A 20025-nucleotide genomic window follows, 5' to 3' on the forward strand; every position below is an offset into this window, starting at 1 on the left:
ATACGTCCTCAGGCCTCGCCCAGCGCCAGGGCGATCGCACGGCTGCCGACCTCCTCGCCGACCTCGCCCTTCCAGTGGTCCCAGATCTCGTGGCTGGAGTCGTTGAACGTGGTGGAGTCGGCCTCGGACGGCTCGATGATCTCGACGCCGGCCTCGGCGATCTGCGGCCAGTACTCGTCGGGATAGATGCCCTGGTTGCAGTGGCTGATGAAGTTCTCGTCATACCAGTCGGCGGCCTGCTGGTAGACGGCGCGGGTGTCGTCGTCCAGGCCGTCCCAGGTGTCGCGCAGCATGAAGGGCGCCACCGTGAAGCCGGTCGTCGGCAGCTTGTAGCAGTAGTGCAACTGCTCCTGGAGGCTGCGGCCGATCACCGTGGAGATGTTGAACACGCCGGCATCCACGGTCCCCCGCTGCAGGGCCATGTAGGTCTCGGAGGAAGGAATGCGGGTGGCGCCGATGTCGTACTTCTCCAGGGCCTTGGTGGCCTCGAAGCTGACGATGCGAATCTTCTTGCCGCGCACCTCCTCCAGGCTGCGGATCGGGCTGGCCTCGGTGCTCCAGATGTATTCCGGCTCCAGCACGCCGCCGCCGGAGCTGAGCATGTAGAGGTTCTCCTTGGCCAGCACCTCATTGATCAGCTCCATCAGCGGGCTGCCCTGGGCCAGGCGCTCGGGATGGCGATAGAGCTCGCCGACCACGCCGGGCAGGCCGGTGATGCCGAGGATCGGCACCGAGCGGGTGATGTAGGAGGTGGTGTGGAACATGAAGTCGATGCTGCGCGCGCGCAGCGCCGGCAGCTGCTCGTCTGCCTTGAGCAGCTGGCCGGAGTCGTAGAACTCCACGTTGAGCACGTCGCCGCCGTTCTCCTTGAGGATCTCGACGAAGCGGTTGGAGCCGTAGGTCAGCGCCTTGTAGGAGGGCGGCAGGTAGGTCACCCCGGTGGCGGTGGTGGCCGCCATGGCACGCGGGGAGAACAGGCTGTGCCCGCCGAACAGGGTGGCGCCGGCGGAGGCGAAGGTGCCGTACTTGAGCAGTTGGCGGCGAGTGAGGGTCATGGTGAGTCTCCTGCTTGTTGTTGTGTCTTAGGGTCACTTCACTGGCGTTGCAACACCGGGGCTACATCAGTCCCGGCAACCACAGGCTGAGGCTGGGGAAGAACACGAACAGCATCAGCACGAGGAACTGGACGGCGACGAAGGGCAGGGCGCTTCTGATGATCTCCTCCACGGAGAGCTCCGGACAGACGCCGCGAAGGGCATAGAGGTTGAGCCCCACCGGCGGGGTGACCACGGCGATCTCCAGGTTGAGCACCATGATGATGCCGAACCACAGGGGGTCGTAGCCCAGCGCCGAGATCAGCGGCAGCAGCACCGGCGTGGTCACCACGATCAGCGATACGGCATCGACGATCATGCCCAGCAGGATCAGCAGCAGCATCACCGCCAGCAGGATGGCCCAGTCGGGCAGGCCGCTGGCGGTGAGCGCCTCGGTGAGCAGCTGGGGCACGCGCACCATGTTGAGGTAGTCGCCGAAGATCTTGGCGCAGCCGATGATGAGCAGGATGGCGCCGCTGATGCGGGCCGTGGTGCCGAGGATGCCGAGAAACGACTTCCAGCTGAGGCTGCGGAAGATCAGGGTGGCGATCAGGAAGGCGCCGAGGGCGCCGATGCCGGCGGCCTCGCTGGGCGTGGCCAGGCCGGAGTAGATCGAGCCCAGCACGGCGACGACCAGCAGGGCGGAATGCCAGATGTTGGCCAGGCTCATCCAGCGCTGCTTCCAGGTGAAGCGCTCGTGGCTGACCGGCGCCTCTTCCGGGTTGAGGCGCACGCGCACGTAGATGAACACCGAGAGTGCCAGGGCCAGCACGATGCCGGGCACGATGCCGCCGATGAAGAGGTCGGCCACCGAGACGTTGGAGACCGCCCCATAGATGATGAAGGGCACGCTGGGCGGGATCAGCATCGCCAGCGCCCCCGCGCTGACCACCGACCCGGCCGCCAGGGAACGGCTGTAGCCGCGCGCCAGCATCTGCGGCACGGCGATGGAGCCCACCGCGGCGACCCCGGCGAGGCTGACGCCCGAGACCGCCCCGAACATGGCCGAGGCGCCCACCGAGGAGATCGCCAGGCTGCCGCGCAGCCAGTTCAGCCAGCGCACCGCGGCCGTGAACAGGCTTGAGCCCACCGGTGTGGCGCCCAGGAAGTTGCCCATCAGGATGAACAGCGGCAGGGCGATCAGCTCGAAGGCGTTGAGCTGGCCGAACAGCGACGACGGCGCGAAGAAGAAGGCCAGCGACCCCCGCGCCATGTAGAGGCCCAGCAGCCCGGAGAGCCCGAGGGCGAGGAAGATCGGGAAGCCGACGGCGATGAGCCCGACGAGCAGCAGAACGACGAGAACAGGATCCATTAGGTCACTCCGCTCAGATCACGTGTTCGGCGCGCAGGCCGTCAAGTGATTCGGGGCCGACCCCGAGCCAGTCGGCCAGGATCTCCTCGGTATGCTCGCCCAGTGCCGGCCCCACATGGCGGACGCGCCCGGGGGTCTGGGTCAGCCGCGGGAAGACGTTCTGCATCGGCAGGGGCTTGCCGTGGCGGTCGGGGACCTCGGTGATCGCCTCCCGGGCCTGGATGTGGGGGTCGGCCAGCATGTCGGGGGCGGTATAGACCAGTCCGGCCGGGACGCCGGCCTCCGCCAGGCGGTCGACGATCTCCTGGGCATCGTGGCGGCTCGTCCAGCCCGTCACCACCTCGTCGATGGCCTGCTGGTGGATCCCGCGGGCCCGATGCGTGGCGTAGTCGGGGTGGTCGGCGAGCCCGGGCTGGCCCATGGCCTCGCAGAGGCGCCGGAAGACGGTGTCCTGGTTGGCGCCGATGATCACGTCACGGCCGTCGCGGGCGGGGTAGGCGTTGGAGGGAGCGATCTTGGGCAGGAAGCTGCCGCTGCGCTCGCGTACCTTGCCGGCCCGGGCATACTCGGGGATCAGGTTCTCCATCATCGCCAGCACCGACTCGAAGATGGCGCTGTCGACCACCTGGCCACGGCCGCTGCGCTCGCGCTGGTGGAGGGCCACCAGGGTGCCCATGACGGCATGCACGCCGGCCAGGGTGTCGCCCAGAGAGATGCCCACGCGGACCGGCGGGCGGTCCGGATAGCCGCTGAGATAGCGCAGGCCGCCCATGGCCTCGCACACGGAGGCGAAGCCGGCGCGGGAAGCATAGGGGCCGTCCTGGCCGAAACCGGTGACCCGGACCATGATCAGTCCGGGGTTGTCACGGGAGAGCACGTCGTAGCCCAGCCCCCAGCGCTCCATGGTGCCGGGGCGGAAGTTCTCGATCAGGATGTCGGCCTGGCTGGCGAGCTCGCGCAGCAGCTCCTGCCCGCGGGGCTGGCGCAGGTCCAGGGTCATCGACTTCTTGTTGCGGGCGATCACGTTCCACCACAGCGGCTCGCCGGTCTCGCTGTCGGCTTCGCCCCACTGGCGCATGGCGTCGCCCTTGCCGGGCGGCTCCACCTTGATCACTTCGGCACCGAAGTCGGCCAGCACCTGGCCACAGTAGGGGCCGGCGATCAGCTGACCGAGCTCGAGCACCTTGAGGTCGTCGAGGGGCAGGTCGGTGAGGGAGGTCAGGTCGGTCATTGTTGTTGTAGTCCTTGACGTGTTGTCGGTCGTCGGGTCAGCCCGGCGGGGCCTCGCCGCCCGCCCTGTCGGGCTCGTTGAGGCTCTGGTGCAGTTCACGGGCGGAAAGCAGGTGGGCGCGCATCACGCTCTCGGCCCAGGCGGGACTCCGGGCCTCGATGGCCTGCAGGATCTCGCGGTGATGGTTCATGCTGCGCTGCAGGGCGCGGTGGTCGTAGGTGTTGAAGTTGCGGCGAATCACCGAGGTGCGCACCACCATGTCGAGCATCGTGAACAGGCGCTGGTTGTCGCTGGCGAGCACCAGTTCCCGATGGAACTCGTGATTGAGGACGGCGATCTCGTTGCGGGCCTCGGCGGTCACCGGTTGCATATCGGCCAGGGCCTCCATCCGCGAGGCCAGGGACTTCAGGCGTGCCGTGCGCGAGGCGTCCATGTGCTGGCAGGCCATGCCCGCGGCCATGGGTTCCAGGACCAGGCGCAGCTCGAAGACCTCGCGTGCATCGCGCTCCGTCCAGGCCACCACTCGTGCGCCGTGGTGGGGAATCGCCTCCAGCCATCCCTCCGAGACCAGCTCGCGCAGCGCCTCGCGTACCGGCGTGCGGCTCACCTCGAGTTCACGAGCCATGCTGGTCTCGCGGATGTAGTCATGGGGGCGGTAGGTGCCCTCGAGGATGCGCTGCTTGATGGCCGCGTGGACCTGGGCCGTGGCGGTCCGATGGGCGCCGTCGAGGGCGGCTGAGCTGGCCTTGGCCACCGGTATCTCCTGAAATTGCATACAACATCAAAGGTAGGCCACGCTGTATGGGCAAGGCAATGTCGACCTTAGGCTAAGGTTGCATGCAACTTTGGGTCGTGGCGTCAGGCGTCGGCCCACATCCGCAGCAGGTTGGCGAGGCTCTTTGAGAGGGTGTCGAAGGTCGGGGTCTTGCCGCTCTCCTCGAAGAGGCGTCGGCGGGTGGTGTCGAGGTCGAAGAGGATCTCCCGCTGCTGGGGATCGCGGACCAGGCTCTGTGCCCAGCCGACGGCCGCCAGGCGCTCGCCCCGCGTGACCGGTTCGACCCGGTGCAAGGTCGAGGAGGGATAGAGCACCAGCGAACCGGCCGGCAGCTTGAAGGTCTGCTCGCCGCCGGTCGTCTCGATCAGCAGCTCGCCGCCGTCATAGCGGTCCGGGTCCCCGAGGAAGAGGGTGAAGGAGATGTCGGTGCGCATGGCGCCGGAGGGACTGCCCATGATCGCATCGTCCACGTGGTTGCCGTAGCTCATGCCCGGCTCGTAGCGGCTGAACATCAGCGGCTTCATGCGCCGCGGGCGGACCGCCATCTGGAACAGCGCATGGCGCTGCAGGTGGCTGGTCACCTCCTCGCGCAGTGCGCTCACGGCGGGGTGGCTTCCCTCGGCCTGGCGGTTGTGCTTGACCGTCCTGGCATGCCAGCCGGCGGTCTCGCGGCCGTCCTGGAAGGGCGTGTCGGCCAGGGTGGACTGGATCCGGTGAAGCAGTTCATCGGGGATGATCTGGGCGATGCAGAGGATCACGGTCGGCTCCGTTCATGAGAGACGGGGTCAGTATACCTGAATGAAAAGGATTTGCATTCAGTGTCCGGCCGGTACTATCGTCTGCGACGGCGGCCGTTCGCCGCCCCTATTCATGCGAAGAGAGGAACACTGCACCATGGCCAACACCCGCACCAAGCTCTGGATCGGCGTCGGGACGAGCGTCCTGCTGGGGACCTCCGGCTCCGTCTGGGCCGATACCTCCGGTGCTGCCGGTACGGAAGACGAGGCGACCTCCACCGAGCTGCTGGTCGATGCCGGCACCGACCACTCCCCGGGGGGAGAAGGCGGCGAGCAGGGCCATCACCAGGCAGGTGGTGAAGGCGGTGAGCAAGGCAACCACCATGAAGGTGGTGAAGGCGGCGAGCAGGGCCATCATCGGGAAGGTGGTGAAGGCGGTGAGCAGGGCCACCACCATGAAGGCGGAGAAGGCGGAGAAGGCGGAGAAGGCGGCCTGGGCCCCGACCCCCTTGCCGTCTTTTCCGGCTGGGGCGCCGCCCAGGGCGGCGAAGGCGGTGAAGGCGGTGAAGGTGGCGAGAACGGTTCCGCCCCTGCCGACAACCCGGGGGTCACCTACACCCGCCTTGCCATGATGCAGGGCCATCTCGAGGTCGCCCGCGAGCTGTATCGCCAGGGAGAACATGACGCCGCCGTGGTCCATTTCGCCCACCCCCTCGACGAGCAGTACGAGGCACTGGAGCCGGTCCTCGAGTCTCGGGGGGTCGATGATGTCCTCGAGGTTTCCCTCGAGACCCTCGAGCAGGGCGCCCGTGAGGGGCTGGCCTGGGAGGCACTCGAGTCGCGTTATGCGGAGGTCGAGACGACGATCCGGGAGGCCATGGATACCACCGAGGCATCGCTGCTCCAGGATCCCGCCTTCGTCAGTCGGGTGCATCGCGCGCTGATCACCGCCTCGCTGTATGAGTATGCCGAGGCCGTCGACGAGGGCGACTTCACCAACGTCGTCGAGTATCAGGACGGGCGCGGCATGATGCAGGTGGGGCGTCGGATGCTGGAGCGCCAGGGTGAGATCTTCGGGGCGACCGAGGACGCCGAGGGCTACCAGGCGCTGCTGGACGCCTATAATGAGGCGCTGCGCGCCTGGCCCTCGGCCGAGGCGCCCGCGGAACCGGTGATGAGCTTCGGCGAGCTCTCCGGGGCGGTCTTCCGCCTGGAGAATCTGCTGGGCGACTACTGATTCGCGCCACGTCGGTCGTCATGCGCGGGGCACGGCGACCGACCATCCACCAGTCTCAAGGGCTGTCCTCAGTGGGCGTGTCCATCCGCGTGATGGTCGTCCTGCTCATCGGACACCTCTGCTCCTCGGCCTGCCCTTGTGCATGGTGGCCGTCCGTGGTGCCTGCGCGGGGTGTCGCCGTGTCGTGAGGCCGGCCACCATGCGGCCTGTCGTCTTCCGTTGAGGCCGACCCTGCCATGGCCGTCATGTCGCCATGGCGGTGGTCATGTCCATCCTCTGCCGGCTTGCCGTCTGGGGGTCGAGCAGGCCCTGGTAGACGGTCGCGGATGAGGGAGGGCAGCTTCTGCAGGAAGGCCACCAGCTCCCAGCGCTCCTCGTCCTCGTGGGTCTCGCCCCAGGCAGGCATGCTCATCAGGATTCGCACCATCCTCTCCCATCGGGCTTGTCGGGTCGATTTTTTTCCGGCATCCAGGGGCGGCACCATGGCCACCGACACCGTGTCGGGTTCAAGCGGCAGGCTATCGAGCGCGAGTCTGCGCGATGCCAGTCTGATGATTTCGTGTCCCTTCAACAAAGGGGCTTTTTGAAAACCACTCATCCTTGACATGCGCCAACCGAAGGGCCTGGGGCAACTGGCCGCAGCCTTCACGTCTGGAGATTCCGCAATGTTTCGTTCGCCAGCGCACTGTGAGTGCGTGCCATGAGGTTCATCATCGGACCGAGTGTGGCAACGGACAATGCCTGATACAGGATGTTGCACTATGCGCTGCAGGGAACGCAGCGCCACCTTCGCTTCGTAGACCGCTCGTTCGACAGTCCCTCGTTCTTCCGCCCGCGCTTCGTTCCTGGCATCGGCTCGCCACCAGGTGCTATTCGCGCCGAGTCATCTCTTACCTCGGCCAGACAGGTGCCGATATCGAGGAAAGTGTCATGAAATCCATCTTTGCCCTGACAGTTGGAACGATAGCCTTTTTCCTGGCGATCACCGCTCAGGGTTCGCCTACCACGCAAATCTTCCTTGCTTCCGTGGGCCTGGCGCTATGTGCGGTGGCAATGAGTTCGGGGTCTACTAGAGGTGAGTTGAATGCATCCAGGCACGCTAAGCCGAGCAGACCCAAGCTATACGGGTTCAGTGATCGCCGCCAGTCGAGCCTGGCCATCGACGGCATCAAGGGCGCCCCAGGCCGGGCTCCTTCGCTTCCTGCACCCGAGAGGTCGAGCGGATCCACGAGGGTGCGAGCCCGTCCATGCGGAACCGTCAAGGAGAACCGCGCGCCGCGACCCTCGTCCGGCGTCGGTAGTGAGGCAAGGTAGCGGCTCAGAGGAGATTGCTGCCATTGGCTACCGAGAAGGCTCGCAACGAGAACGGCCACTGCTGTTATGAGCCAAGTGACCGTTTTTCATTGAATTTCTGGTGCCGCAAAGAGGATTCGAACCTCCGACCTACGCATTACGAGTGCGTTGCTCTACCAGCTGAGCTATTGCGGCGGCAGTGGCATGGTAGCGCCGGTCTCGGCGCGATGCCAGACGTCAGGTGCGCAGCCGGGTCAGCCCCTCCTGGGCGCTGGAGGCGACCATCCGGCCCTGGCGATCATAGAGGCTGCCGCGGGCGAAGCCGCGGGCACCGCCGGCCCAGGGACTGTCCATGTCGTAGAGCAGCCAGTCGTCGACCCTGACATCGTGGTGGAACCAGAGGGCGTGGTCGAGGCTGGCGATCTGCAGCCTGGGGTCTCTGAACTCGATGCCGTGGGGCACCAGCGCCGTGGTCAACAGGTTGAAGTCGGAGCTGTAGGCGAGCAGGCTGCGCTGCAGCGCCTGGTCCTCGGGCAGCTCGCCGACCAGGCGGAACCAGAGGCGCTTGCGGGCCGGCTGGCCGGGCTCGGCCGCCTCGTCGACCCGCAGGAACTCGATGGGGTGGCCGGGGAAGCGCTCGAGTCGGGCGTCACCGTCCTGCAGGGCCTCGGGGGCAGGCACATCGGGCATGGTCGTCTGGTGCGCGATGCTCTCCTCCACGCCCTGGAAGGAGGCGCTGCAGAAGAAGATCGGCCGCCCCTTCTGGATGGCGGTGACCCGGCGGGTGGTGAAGCTGCCACCGTCGCGCACCGCGTCGACCTGGTAGACCACCGGGCGATGGGGATCCCCCGGACGCAGGAAGTAGCCGTGCAGGGAGTGGGCCTGGCGGGTCGGGTCGACGGTCTGGCTGGCGGCCGACAGGGCCTGGCCCAGCACCTGGCCGCCGAACAGCTGCGGCAGCCCGAGGTCCTGGCTGCGGCCGCGAAACAGATTCTCCTCCAGGGCCTCCAGGCCGAGCAGGTCCACCAGGGCGTTCAGGGCGTCGGGTGTCATCGTCTCCTCCGGGGCCGGTGGCGTGCAGCCACGCCATCGGTATCATACGATCGTCTTAACGCCATCCAGTCTACGGGAGTTCAGGTCAGTGCGCAGCGACGAGTTCTACATGCATCGGGCGCTGGACCAGGCCCGGCTGGGCCTGGCCGCCGGCGAGGTGCCGGTGGGCGCGGTGGTGGTGGACGCCGCCGGCGAGATCGTCGGCGCCGGCTTCAACGCCCCGGTGGGCGGCCACGACCCCAGCGCCCACGCCGAGATCCGGGCGCTGCGCGATGCCGGCGCGCGGCTTGGCAACTACCGGCTGGAGGGCTGTACCCTCTTCGTGACCCTGGAGCCCTGCCTGATGTGCACGGGGGCGATCATCCATGCCCGCCTGGCCCGGGTGGTCTACGGCGCGGCCGAGCCGCGCAGCGGCATGGTGGAGTCGAAGGCCAATCTCTTCGCCCAGCCCTGGTACCACCACCGGGTGGCGGTGGAGGGTGGCGTGCTGGCGGCCCGCGCCTCGCGGCTGCTCAAGGCGTTCTTCGCCGCCCGCCGGGACGGCGATGGTCCCGTGGCCGACTAGAGGACCGGGGGAACCTGCTCGAAGAGCTCGCTCTCGGCCTGGTCCGGCAGCCGGGCATTGAGCTCGTGGAACTGCTCCTGACTGCGGTCGAGGTAGGCCAGGATCTCGTAGTAGCGACGAATGTTGCGCACGTAGATCACCGGCTCGCCGCCCCGGGCGTAGCCATGGCGGGTCTTGCTGTGCCACTCGCGCTCCTGGAGCAGGGGCAGCGACTCGCGCACGTCGCGCCAGAGGTCCGGGTCGCCGCCGCGCATCTCGGTGATCTTCCGGGCGTCATACAGGTGGCCGAGGCCGACGTTGTAGGAGGCCATGGCCATGAACAGGCGGTCGTCGCCGGTGATCGATTCCGGGAGCCGTTCCTTGATGTGGCGCAGGTAGCGGGCCCCGCCATGGATGCTCTGGGCCGGGTCGAGCCGGTTCTCGACGCCGAGGTCCCCGGCGGTGGCGTTGGTCAGCATCATCAGCCCGCGTACCCCGGTGGGGGAGGTGGCCCTGGGCTCCCAGTGGGACTCCTGGTAGCCCAGGGCGGCCAGCAGCTTCCAGTCGAAGCGGGTGTTGCGGGCGGCCTCTCGGAACAGCTCGCTGTACTGGGGAAGGCGCTCGCGGGCATGGGCGATGAAGGTCCGCGCGCCCACGTACTCGAGGTAGTCGTCGTGGCCGAAGTAGCTGGCGACCAGGGCGTCGAGCTCGTCGTCACGGCGCAGCTCGTCGAGGAACCGGTTGGCGGCGCTGACCAGCCCCAGCCCCCGGCCGGCGGGGAAGGCCCAGGCCAGGGAGAGCGGTTTGCCGAGGGTGAAGCCGTCCTCGACCTCGGGGAAGAACAGCCGGTTGAGGCGGAACTGGTGCTCAAAGATCACCGCGGCGTCCAGGGTGCCACCGGCCACCTGGCCCAGCAGCTCGGCCACTTCCAGTTCGGTGGACTCCTTCCAGCTCAGCCAGGGGTGCTCGGCCTGCAGCTCGCGCAGCACCCGATCGGTGCCGGATCCACGCAGGGTGCCGATCTCCAGCCCTTCCAGTTCCTCGATCCCCTCGGGCGGATGCAGGCCACGACGGTAGACCAGCAGGGGCTGCAGCAGCATGATCGGCCGGCTGAAGAGCAGGCCGTCCAGGGTCGGGTCCAGGGGCAGGGCGGCCGCGCCCAGGTCACCTTCCTCGCGCACGGCCGCAAGCACCTCGGGAATGTTGTGGCCGGAGTCCAGGGTCAGGCTGACGCCCAGGTGGTTGGCGAAGCGCCGCACCAGTTCGTACTCGAACCCGGTGGGGCCCTGGCGTCCCTCGTAGTAGGTGGTGGGGGTGTTGCGGGTATGCACGCTGAGGAAATCGCGGGCCAGCACCTCCTGCAGGTGCGTGTCTGCCGGCGGGCCGGAACGATAGGGCAGCAGCGCCAGCAGGAGGGCACTGCACAGGAGAAATGCCCCACGCCAGAGGCGCCGGGAAGAGATGGTCGCGGATGCGGGCATATGAGCGATGGGCGGCGATGAGGCCTTCAACCATAACCAGCCGGCCGGCGGCTGTCACCTGCGCCGATTTCTCGCGCCCGGCGCTTTCCAGTATCATGTGCGCTCGTTGCCGCCGGCTGCGGCCCCGAATACCCCCTGTTTCAGAGGCTCCAGGATATGCTCGAACTGCGAGGCGCGCCCGCCCTACCTGCCTTCCGTCATGCCAAGTTGCTGGACGCCCTGCGCGCATCCGTTCCCGAGGTCGAATCCCTGCAGGCCGACTACGTCCACTTCGTCGATCACGACGGCGATCTGGGCGAGGACGAGCAGCGCCTGCTGGAGCAGCTGCTCGACTACGGTCCCGAGCGCGGGAACGCGCCCCATGCCGAGGGCCAGCTGTTCCTGGTGGTGCCGCGGATCGGCACCCAGTCTCCCTGGTCCTCCAAGGCCACCGACATCGCCCACAACTGCGGCCTGTCCCGGGTGCGTCGCATCGAGCGCGGCATCGCCTATCGGGTCAAGGTGGCCGGGGCACTCTCCGAGGCCGCCTTCGAGGGAGTCCGGGCGGCCCTGCATGACCGCATGACCGAATCCGTGCTGGCCGATGCCTCCGATGCCGCCCGGCTCTTCGCCCACCACGAGCCGGCCCCGCTGGGCAGCGTGGACATCCTCGAGGGTGGCCGCGAGGCCCTCGAGGTCGCCAACGTCGAGCTGGGCCTGGCGCTGGCCGAGGACGAGATCGACTACCTCTGCGAGGCGTTCCGCGAGCTGGGCCGCAACCCCTCGGACGTCGAGCTGATGATGTTCGCCCAGGCCAACTCCGAGCACTGCCGCCACAAGATCTTCAATGCCGACTGGCTCATCGACGGCGAGGCCCAGGAGCGCTCGCTGTTCAAGATGATCAAGCACACCCATGAGCAGTCGCCCGACGACATCCTCTCCGCCTACAGCGACAACGCGGCGGTGATCCGGGGCTCTGAGGCACCGCGTTTCTTCCCGGCCCCGCTCACCGGCCAGGGTGACGAGCGGGCCGTCTATGGCGCCTCCCACGAGCCGATCCAGATCCTGATGAAGGTGGAGACCCACAACCACCCCACGGCTATCGCGCCGCATCCGGGGGCGGCCACCGGCGCCGGGGGCGAGATCCGCGACGAGGGCGCCACCGGCATCGGCGGAAAGCCCAAGGCGGGCCTGACCGGGTTCACCGTCTCCAACCTGCGTATCCCCGAGTACGTGCAGCCCTGGGAGGCCTTCGACTACGGCAAGCCCGAGCGCATCCAGTCGGCGCTCGAGATCATGCTCGAGGGGCCCATCGGCGGGGCCGCCTTCAACAACGAGTTCGGCCGCCCCAACCTGGCCGGCGTCTTCCGCACCTACGAGCAGGACGCCCTGGGGCATGACGGCATCGAGCGACGCGGCTACCACAAGCCGATCATGCTCGCCGGCGGCTACGGCAACATCCGCGACGGCCATGTCCAGAAAGGCGAGATCCCGGTTGGCGGCAAGCTGATCGTGATGGGCGGCCCGGCGATGCTGATCGGCCTGGGCGGCGGCGCGGCCTCCTCCATGGCCTCGGGGGCCTCCAGCGCCGATCTCGACTTCGCCTCGGTGCAGCGCGGTAACCCAGAGATGGAACGTCGCGCCCAGGAGGTCATCGACCGCTGCTGGGCGATGGGTGCGGAGAACCCGATCCGCTTCATCCACGACGTGGGCGCCGGCGGCCTCTCCAACGCCCTGCCCGAGCTGGTCAAGGACGGCGAGCGCGGTGGCCTGTTCGACCTGCGCGCCGTGCCCAACGCCGAGCCCGGCATGAGCCCCCTGGAGATCTGGTGCAACGAGGCCCAGGAGCGCTACGTGCTCGCCGTGGCCCCCGAGGCGCTGGCGACCTTCGAGGCGCTCTGCGAGCGCGAGCGCTGTCCCTATGCCGTGGTCGGCGAGGCCACCGAGGCCCATCACCTGGCGGTGACCGACGGCCACTTCGAGAGCCAGCCGGTGGACCTGCCCATGAGCGTGCTGTTCGGCAAGCCGCCGAAGATGCAGCGCGAGTTCACGCGCCGGAGCAACACCCTGTCCGGCGTGATGCTCGACAACCTCGACCTGCGCGAGGCCATGGACCGGGTGCTGCGCCTGCCCGCGGTGGCCTCCAAGAGCTTCCTGATCACCATCGGCGACCGCTCCATCACCGGCCAGGTGGCCCGCGACCAGATGGTCGGCCCCTGGCAGGTGCCGGTGGCCGATGTCGCCGTGACCACCGCGAGCTTTGACACCCATGCCGGCGAGGCCATGGCCATGGGCGAGCGTCCGCCGGTGGCCCTGATCGATCCCGCCGCCAGCGCGCGCCTGGCGGTGGCCGAGGCGATCACCAACCTGGCCGCCGCGCCGATCGGGAGGATCGAGGACATCAAGCTCTCGGCCAACTGGATGAGCGCCGCCGACCACCCCGGTGAGAACCAGGCGCTGTATGACGCCGTGCATGCCGTGGGCATGGAGCTCTGCCCGGCGCTGGGCATCGCCATCCCGGTGGGCAAGGACTCCATGTCCATGCGCACGGCCTGGCAGGAGGAGAACGCCAGGGGAGAGGCCGAGGAGAAGAGCATCACCTCGCCGCTGTCGCTGTCGATCACCGGCTTCGCCCCGGTCACGGATGCGCTGCGCACCCTCACGCCGCAGATCAACCTGGAGCAGGACGAGTCCGACCTGCTGCTGGTCGACCTCGGTGGTGGCCGCAACCGCCTGGGGGGCTCGGCCCTGGCCCAGGTCTACGGCCAGGTGGGCGACGAGTGCCCGGACCTGGACGACCCCGAGGACCTCCGGGCCTTCTTCGCGGTGATCCAGGGACTCAACGCCGAGGGCAAGCTGCTGGCCTACCATGATCGCAGCGACGGCGGCCTGCTGGTGACCCTGCTGGAGATGGCCTTCGCCGCCCACGCGGGCCTCGAGATCAAGCTCGACTGGCTGATCGACGAGCCTGTGGACGCCTTCAACGCGCTGTTCGCCGAGGAGCTCGGCGCGGTCATCCAGGTGAATCGCCAGTACACCGAGGAGGTGCTGGCCCAGTTCGCCGCGGCGGGCATCGAGACCTGCGGCGTCATCGCGCGGCCGCGCTACGACGACCAGGTGCGGGTCACCCTCTTCGAGGAGCCGCTGCTGGAGACCACCCGGCTGCTGGCCGAGCGCACCTGGGCCGAGACCAGCTACCGCCTGCAGGCTCTGCGCGACAATGCCGACTGCGCCAAGAGCGAGTTCGATGGCCTGCTAGACGGCCGCGACCCGGGCCTCTCGGCCCAGCCGACCTTCGACGTCGACGAGGACATCACCGCCCCCTATCTTCAGGCACCCCAGGTCAATGCGGCCCGCCCGGCCGTGGCGGTGCTGCGCGAGCAGGGCGTGAACGGCCAGCTGGAGATGGCCTGGGCCTTCGACCGGGCCGGCTTCGAGGCCGTCGACGTGCACATGAGCGACATCCTCGAGGGCCGGGTGAGCCTCGAGGCGTTCCAGGGGCTGGTGGCCTGCGGCGGCTTCTCCTATGGCGACGTGCTGGGCGCCGGCGGCGGCTGGGCCAAGTCGATCCTCTTCAACCCCCGCGCCCGGGAGGAGTTCGCGGCCTTCTTCGAGCGCGAAGACAGCTTCTCGCTGGGCGTCTGCAACGGCTGCCAGATGCTCGCCCAGCTCAAGACGCTGATCCCCGGTGCCGAGGCCTGGCCGCGCTTCGTGCGCAACGAGTCCGAGCAGTTCGAGGCGCGGGTCTCCATGGTGCAGGTGGAGGAGAGCCCGTCGATCCTGCTCGCCGGCATGGAGGGCTCGCGCCTGCCCATCGCCGTGGCCCACGGCGAGGGCCGGGCCGAGTTCCACGACAGCGCCCACCTGCGCGGTATCCAGGGCAGCGGCCAGGTCGCCCTGCGCTTCCTGGACAACCACGGCCAGGTGACCACCCGCTATCCGGCCAACCCCAACGGCTCGCCCTCCGGCATCACCGGCCTGACCACGCCGGACGGCCGGGTCACCATCATGATGCCCCACCCCGAGCGGGTCGTGCGGGCGGTGACCAACTCCTGGCGCCCCGCCGAGTGGACCCGGGACGGCGCCTGGATGCGCCTGTTCCGCAACGCCCGGGCCTGGCTGGACTGACCCGGGGCCCTGGCCCCGCTATCACCCTCACGCCACCGCCCACACGCCGACGCCCGGGACTCGTGCCCGGGCGTCGGCGTCTGTGGCGGGGGCGCCGGGAGGGGTCAGGAGCGGCTGTCGTCCTTGGCGTCGTCCTGCTTGAGGTGCGCCTCGAGATCCTCGATGACATGGCGGAACTGGGCCTGGAAGTAGTCGAACCGGCCGAAGTCATGGCCGCACTCGTCGCAGTACACGTGGTACTGGTCCTCGCGGCCCGGCGGGAAGCGTTTCACCCGGCTGCCGCACTTGGGGCACTCGGGACTGGTCTTCACTTGCATGGGCGTTTCTCCTTCTGCGGGGGGATGGACGACGGCTATCGTCCCTGATTCTCCTCTAGGTATCATGGCACTACCCTTCGAGGTCAAGAGTTGACGCATGACAAGCTCCGCCGACAAGCCCTTCCCCGGGGAGGGCGGCGCCCCGTCGCTGCGCCCCTATCAGGCCCGGGCGGTGGACCGTGTGATCGAGCATTTCCGGGCCTCCGACGACCCTGCGGTGGTGGTGCTGCCCACCGGCAGCGGCAAGTCGCTGGTGATCGCCGAGCTGGCGCGCCTGGCCCGGGGGCGGGTGCTGGTGCTGGCCCATGTGCGGGAGCTGGTTGAGCAGAATCACGCCAAGTACCAGACCTATGGCCTGACGGCGGACATCTTCAGCGCGGGGCTCGGGCGCCGGGAGGCCGCCCGCCAGGTGGTGTTCGGTTCGGTGCAGTCGGTGGTGCGCCATCTCGATGACTTCGACGATGGCCAGTTCACCCTGCTGGTGATCGACGAGTGCCACCGGGTGTCGCCCGAGGAGGATTCCAGCTACCGCCGGGTGATCGACCGCCTGCGCCGCGCCCATCCGCGCCTAAAGGTGCTGGGCCTCACGGCCACGCCCTACCGGCTGGGCCAGGGCTTCATCTACCATCGCCACCACCATGGCATGGTGCGCGGCGACGAGGCGTGCTTCTTTCGCGACTGCGTCTTCGAGCAGCCGCTGCGCCTGATGGTCAGGCAGGGCTACCTGGCGACGCCCCGACGGGTCGATGCCGCCGTCGAGCGCTACGACTTCTCCCGGCTTTCGCCCGCCTCGAGCGGGATCTTCAGCGAGGAGGCCCTGGATCGGGTCGTCGCCGGCCACCGGGCCACCCCGGGCATCATCGCCGAGGTGATCGAGCGCGCCCGGGAGCGCCGCGGGGTAATGCTGTTTGCCGCCACCGTGGCCCACGCCGAGGAGATCATGGGCTACCTGCCGGCCGGGGAGGCGGCCCTGATCACCGGGGCGACCCCCTCCGCCGAGCGCGAGCGGATCATCGCCGCCTTCAAGGCCCGCGAGTGCAAGTACCTGGTCAACGTGGCGGTGCTGACGACCGGCTTCGATGCCCCCCACGTGGACCTGATCGCCATCCTGCGGCCCACCGAGTCGGTGAGCCTCTACCAGCAGATCGTCGGCCGTGGCCTGCGCCTCTCGCCGGGCAAGGACGACTGCCTGGTCCTGGACTACGCCGGCAACCCCTGGGACCTCTACGCCCCCGAGGTGGGAAGCCCGAAGCCGGCCGGCGACAGCGAGCCGGTGCAGGTGCCATGCCCCCAGTGCGATCACCCCAACCTCTTCTGGGGCAAGCGTGACGGCGAGCTGGTCATCGAGCACTTCGGGCGGCGCTGCCAGGGGCTTGTGGCTACTAATAAACGCGCCCGACCCCGCGCGAAAAGCGCAAATTCAAACTCCGACTATCGCGCCCGACCCCGCGCGAAAAGCGTAAATTCAAACTCCGACTATCGCGCCCAGGCCCGCACGCAAGGAGCGAGATCGATACCGCCAACGTCGGCAATGGAGCAGTGTTCGTTCCGCTTCCGCTTCAAGGTCTGCGGCGACTGCGGCGCCGAGAACGATATCGCCGCCCGGCGCTGCCACGGCTGCCAGGCGCTGCTGGTGGATGCCGACGACAAGCTCAAGGCGGCCCTGAAGCTTCGTGACGCCAGGGTGCTGAGGGTCGGCGGGATGCAGCTCGAGGCGACGGTCAACGGCCGTGGCATGGCCCGCCTCAAGGTCACCTACCACGACGAGGAGGGCGTGACCCTGAGCGAGTGGTTCGCCCTGGAGACGCCGGCGCAGCGCGGCGCCTTCGCCGCGGCCTTCCTGCGCGACCATCTGCGGGCGCCCGGCAGCCGCTGGTCGCCGACCACGCCCGAGGAGGTGGTCACCGAGCAGCGACGCCTGCGGGCGCCGGACTTCGTGGTGGGGCGCAAGGTGGGGCGCCACTGGCAGGTCCGCGAGAAACTCTTCGACTACACCGGGCGCTATCGCCGGGCCGAATCGCTGGCATGAGCCCCGGCGGTTTACCCTCCCGGGCCAGGAATTGCTAGACTGCACGATCGATCATCCGCCGTGCAGTCGGGAGGCCAGGCCCCGCGTGAGCGACACCCCCCAGAGTGAAGCGCCCGAGCGGGCCGACCCCGATGCCGTCCCGGCCGCCGACGTCCAGGCCGACGTGCTGGGTCGCCTGTTCGACGAGCCGATCACCGAGCTGCCCGAGGACCTCTACATCCCCCCAGAGGCCCTCAGGGTCTTCCTGGAGGCCTTCGAGGGCCCGCTGGACCTGCTGCTCTACCTGATCCGCCGGCAGAACCTGGACATCCTGGCCATCAACGTGGCGGCCATCACCCGGCAGTACATCGAGTACGTGGAACTGATGAAGGCCATGGAGATCGAGCTGGCCGGGGAGTACCTGCTGATGGCGGCGATGCTCGCCGAGATCAAGTCGCGTACCCTGCTGCCGCGCCCGCCGAAGGAGGGCGACGATGACGACGAGGAGGACCCGCGCGCCGAGCTGATCCGCCGCCTGCAGGAGTACGAGCGGCTCAAGAATGCCGCCGAGGCCCTGGCCGAGCTGCCGCGCCTGGGACGGGACTGGTTTCCGGCCCGGGCCTCGCTGCCGCCCCTTGAGGCCCGGGTGATCCACCCGGAGGTAGAGCTCGACGAGCTGCTCGGGGCCCTGGCCGGCATCCTGCGGCGTGCCGAGCTCAACCAGGCCCACCAGATCAGCCGCGAGGGTCTCTCCACCCGGGAGCGCATGCTGGCGATCATGGAGCGGCTGTCGCGCGAGCACTACACCCCCTTCGAGGCGCTGTTCACCCTCGAGGAGGGGCGGGCCGGGGTGATCGTCACCTTCATGGCGATCCTCGAGCTCGCCAAGGAAGCGATGATCGAGATCGTGCAGAACGCGCCGCTCTCGCCGATCCACGTGCGGGCCCGGCTGGACGAGGAAGAGGCCTTCGAGGAGGAGGCCGTGGAGGACGAGGAGGGCGGCGAGAGCCCCTTCGACGATGACCTTCGCGATGATCGTCGCGACAACCAGGACGAGAGCGACCCGGCATGACCGCCATGGAATTTCCCGATGCCCTGGACGAGATCCTCGAGGCGGCGCTGCTGGCGGCCGGGGAGCCGCTGGGCCTGGAGCGCCTGGAAGGGCTCTTCGACGACCACGAGCGCCCGCCGCGACGCGCCCTGCGGGAGGCCCTCGAGCGCCTTGGGCTTCGCCACGAGCAGGGGGCGATGGAACTGCTCGAGACCGCCTCGGGCTACCAGCTGCGTATCCGTCCGCGGCTCTCGCCCTGGGTATCGCGGCTGTGGGACGAGCGTCCCCAGCGCTACTCCCGGGCGCTGCTGGAGACCCTGGCCCTGATCGCCTATCGCCAGCCAGTGACCCGCGGCGACATCGAGGAGGTGCGCGGCGTCACGGTGAGCGGCTCGATCATGCGCACCCTGCTCGACCGCGGCTGGGTTCGGGTGGTGGGCCACCGCGACGTGCCGGGTCGCCCGGCGGTCTATGCCACCACCCGCAGCTTCCTCGACGACTTCGGGCTGCGGACCCTCGACGAGCTGCCGCCGATGCACGAGCTCAAGCAGTTCGAGGAGCCGACCCTCGAGGACGAGGCCCCGCCCCCCCAGTCCGAGTTGCTGGCCCAGGCGGACGCGCCGGCGGACGAGGACGACGCGGAAGACGAGAGAGACGACGAGACAGCGCCGCCCGAGGAGGGCGGCGAGGTCGTGCCGGAGACCGCCGAGGCGGGAGAGGCGACGACCGACGCGACGGCCGGGAGGGCCGACGACGATGACCACGCCGGGACGGCGTCCGAGCGGGCAGGACTGAGCTTCGCCGATCTTGAGGCTCGCCTGTCCGAACGTGCCCGGGGCCGCGTCGACGATGACGCTGCCCCGGGCACGGAATCCACATCCAGTGAGAACGATGACCGATGAGCACTACCACCGAGAAACTGCAGAAGGTCCTGGCCCGTGCCGGGCTGGGATCGCGCCGCGAGATGGAAACGGCCATCGCCGATGGGCGGGTCAAGGTCAACGGCCAGGTGGCGACCCTGGGCGACCGCATCGACATGCGCGATCGGGTGGCCCTCGACGATCGCCCGGTGACCCTGCGCGGCGCCGAGGACGTGCCGCGCCGGGTGATCATGTACAACAAGCCCGAGGGTGAGCTCTGCACCCGCAAGGACCCGGAAGGGCGCCGCACCGTCTTCGATCGCCTGCCGCGCCTCAAGGGCGAGCGCTGGATCGCCATCGGCCGCCTGGACATCAACACCAGCGGCCTGCTGCTGTTCACCACCGATGGCGAGCTGGCCAACAAGCTGATGCATCCCTCCACGCAGGTGGAGCGGGAATACGCCGTTCGCGTGATGGGCGAGGTGAAGAAGGAGCAGGTGAAGGCCATGGTCGAGGGCGTGATGCTCGACGATGGTCCGGCGAACTTCTCCGACGTGCAGGAGTTCGGTGGCGAAGGGATCAACACCTGGTTCCACGTGGTGATCATGGAAGGGCGCAACCGCGAGGTTCGCCGGCTGTGGGAGTCCCAGGGCCTGACCGTCAGCCGCCTCAAGCGGGTGCGCTATGGCAACATCTTCCTCGACAAGCGGACCAAGGCCGGGGAGTGGGTGGAGCTCTCCCAGGACGAGATCGACGATCTGGCCGAGACGGCCGGGCTGGCGGCGCGCAAGGTGCCGGAGCTGACCCCGGACGAGAAGAACCGCTGGAGCCGCGACAAGCACAAGCGTCGGCCGGTGCAGGCCATGCGCAAGCCCAAGGGCCAGCGCGGTCGCGGGTGAGCCTCTCGCGCTTCGACCAAAGGCAA

Annotated in this window: 16 protein-coding genes and 1 tRNA gene; 7 read left to right on the top strand and 10 right to left on the bottom strand. The window is 68.6% G+C overall.

The features are described from left to right. Window positions 1–8 precede the first annotated feature (8 nt). The 5 genes from BOX17_RS10940 to BOX17_RS10960 all read right to left on the bottom strand — a co-directional run bounded on the left by BOX17_RS10940 (window position 9) and on the right by BOX17_RS10960 (window position 5170). Window positions 9–1055 carry a TRAP transporter substrate-binding protein gene (locus tag BOX17_RS10940; protein WP_071944487.1) on the bottom strand — a complete coding sequence of 349 codons (1047 nt, stop codon included), beginning with the start codon at window positions 1053–1055 and terminating at the stop codon, window positions 9–11. A gap of 61 nt (window positions 1056–1116) precedes the next feature. Continuing rightward, complete coding sequence (locus tag BOX17_RS10945) at window positions 1117–2406, bottom strand: TRAP transporter large permease (RefSeq protein WP_071944489.1); 1290 nt, start codon at window positions 2404–2406, stop codon at window positions 1117–1119. A gap of 13 nt (window positions 2407–2419) precedes the next feature. Further along, window positions 2420–3637, bottom strand: a complete 1218-nt coding sequence (locus BOX17_RS10950) for a CaiB/BaiF CoA transferase family protein (RefSeq protein WP_071944491.1) — start codon at window positions 3635–3637, stop codon at window positions 2420–2422. Between the two features lie 37 nt (window positions 3638–3674). Further along, window positions 3675–4391 carry a GntR family transcriptional regulator gene (locus BOX17_RS10955; protein ID WP_071944493.1) on the bottom strand — a complete coding sequence of 239 codons (717 nt, stop codon included), beginning with the start codon at window positions 4389–4391 and terminating at the stop codon, window positions 3675–3677. A gap of 104 nt (window positions 4392–4495) precedes the next feature. After that, window positions 4496–5170 (bottom strand): Fe2+-dependent dioxygenase, encoded by a 675-nt coding sequence (locus BOX17_RS10960; RefSeq protein WP_071944495.1) that lies wholly within the window; start codon window positions 5168–5170, stop codon window positions 4496–4498. A gap of 136 nt (window positions 5171–5306) precedes the next feature. Here BOX17_RS10960 and BOX17_RS16650 point away from each other — a divergent pair, with 136 nt between their 5' ends. Next, entirely contained in the window at window positions 5307–6386 is a 1080-nt protein-coding gene (locus tag BOX17_RS16650; RefSeq protein WP_086830734.1) for a hypothetical protein, read from the top strand. 55 nt (window positions 6387–6441) lie between these two features. Here the strand turns inward: BOX17_RS16650 and BOX17_RS10975 are convergent, their stop codons facing one another. The 3 genes from BOX17_RS10975 to BOX17_RS10985 form a co-directional block, all read right to left on the bottom strand. Beyond that, the gene (locus BOX17_RS10975) at window positions 6442–6984 is read right to left on the bottom strand and encodes a c-type cytochrome (protein ID WP_125925556.1); all 543 of its coding nucleotides are present in this window, start codon (window positions 6982–6984) and stop codon (window positions 6442–6444) included. Window positions 6985–7798: 814 nt separating this feature from the next. Further along, window positions 7799–7874, bottom strand: a tRNA-Thr gene (locus tag BOX17_RS10980). Between the two features lie 42 nt (window positions 7875–7916). After that, window positions 7917–8732, bottom strand: coding sequence for an acyl-CoA thioesterase (locus tag BOX17_RS10985; protein WP_071944503.1), 816 nt, complete (start codon window positions 8730–8732; stop codon window positions 7917–7919). 88 nt (window positions 8733–8820) lie between these two features. Here BOX17_RS10985 and tadA point away from each other — a divergent pair, with 88 nt between their 5' ends. Further along, a complete protein-coding gene (tadA, locus tag BOX17_RS10990; RefSeq protein WP_071944506.1) occupies window positions 8821–9297 on the top strand; it encodes a tRNA adenosine(34) deaminase TadA in 477 nt (158 codons plus the stop codon). Here the strand turns inward: tadA and mltF are convergent. Further along, complete coding sequence (gene mltF / locus BOX17_RS10995) at window positions 9294–10757, bottom strand: membrane-bound lytic murein transglycosylase MltF (protein ID WP_071944508.1); 1464 nt, start codon at window positions 10755–10757, stop codon at window positions 9294–9296. The two genes, tadA and mltF, sit on opposite strands and share 4 nt — an antisense overlap. Before the next feature lie 156 nt (window positions 10758–10913). Here mltF and purL point away from each other — a divergent pair, with 156 nt between their 5' ends. Next, a complete protein-coding gene (gene purL / locus BOX17_RS11000) occupies window positions 10914–14864 on the top strand; it encodes a phosphoribosylformylglycinamidine synthase (protein ID WP_071944510.1) in 3951 nt (1316 codons plus the stop codon). A 104-nt stretch (window positions 14865–14968) separates the two neighbouring features. On the opposite strand, the gene BOX17_RS11005 is transcribed toward purL, so the two are convergent. Then, on the bottom strand, window positions 14969–15181 hold the full coding sequence (locus BOX17_RS11005) for a hypothetical protein (RefSeq protein ID WP_071944512.1): 213 nt from the start codon (window positions 15179–15181) through the stop codon (window positions 14969–14971). Window positions 15182–15278: 97 nt separating this feature from the next. Between BOX17_RS11005 and BOX17_RS11010 the strand changes: the two genes are divergently transcribed. The 4 genes from BOX17_RS11010 to rluB all read left to right on the top strand — a co-directional run bounded on the left by BOX17_RS11010 (window position 15279) and on the right by rluB (window position 19999). Then, entirely contained in the window at window positions 15279–17210 is a 1932-nt protein-coding gene (locus BOX17_RS11010; RefSeq protein WP_086830736.1) for a DEAD/DEAH box helicase, read from the top strand. 85 nt (window positions 17211–17295) lie between these two features. Continuing rightward, window positions 17296–18261 carry a segregation and condensation protein A gene (locus tag BOX17_RS11015; RefSeq protein WP_071944514.1) on the top strand — a complete coding sequence of 322 codons (966 nt, stop codon included), beginning with the start codon at window positions 17296–17298 and terminating at the stop codon, window positions 18259–18261. After that, entirely contained in the window at window positions 18258–19142 is an 885-nt protein-coding gene (scpB, locus tag BOX17_RS11020; protein WP_071944516.1) for an SMC-Scp complex subunit ScpB, read from the top strand. The genes BOX17_RS11015 and scpB overlap by 4 nt, the downstream gene beginning before the upstream one ends. Continuing rightward, window positions 19139–19999: a 23S rRNA pseudouridine(2605) synthase RluB gene (gene rluB / locus BOX17_RS11025; RefSeq protein ID WP_071944518.1), complete on the top strand. Its 861-nt coding sequence runs from the start codon at window positions 19139–19141 to the stop codon at window positions 19997–19999. The genes scpB and rluB overlap by 4 nt, the downstream gene beginning before the upstream one ends. Window positions 20000–20025: the final 26 nt, after the last annotated feature.

The sequence above is a fragment of the Halomonas aestuarii genome (assembly GCF_001886615.1).
Lineage (GTDB): Bacteria > Pseudomonadota > Gammaproteobacteria > Pseudomonadales > Halomonadaceae > Halomonas > Halomonas aestuarii.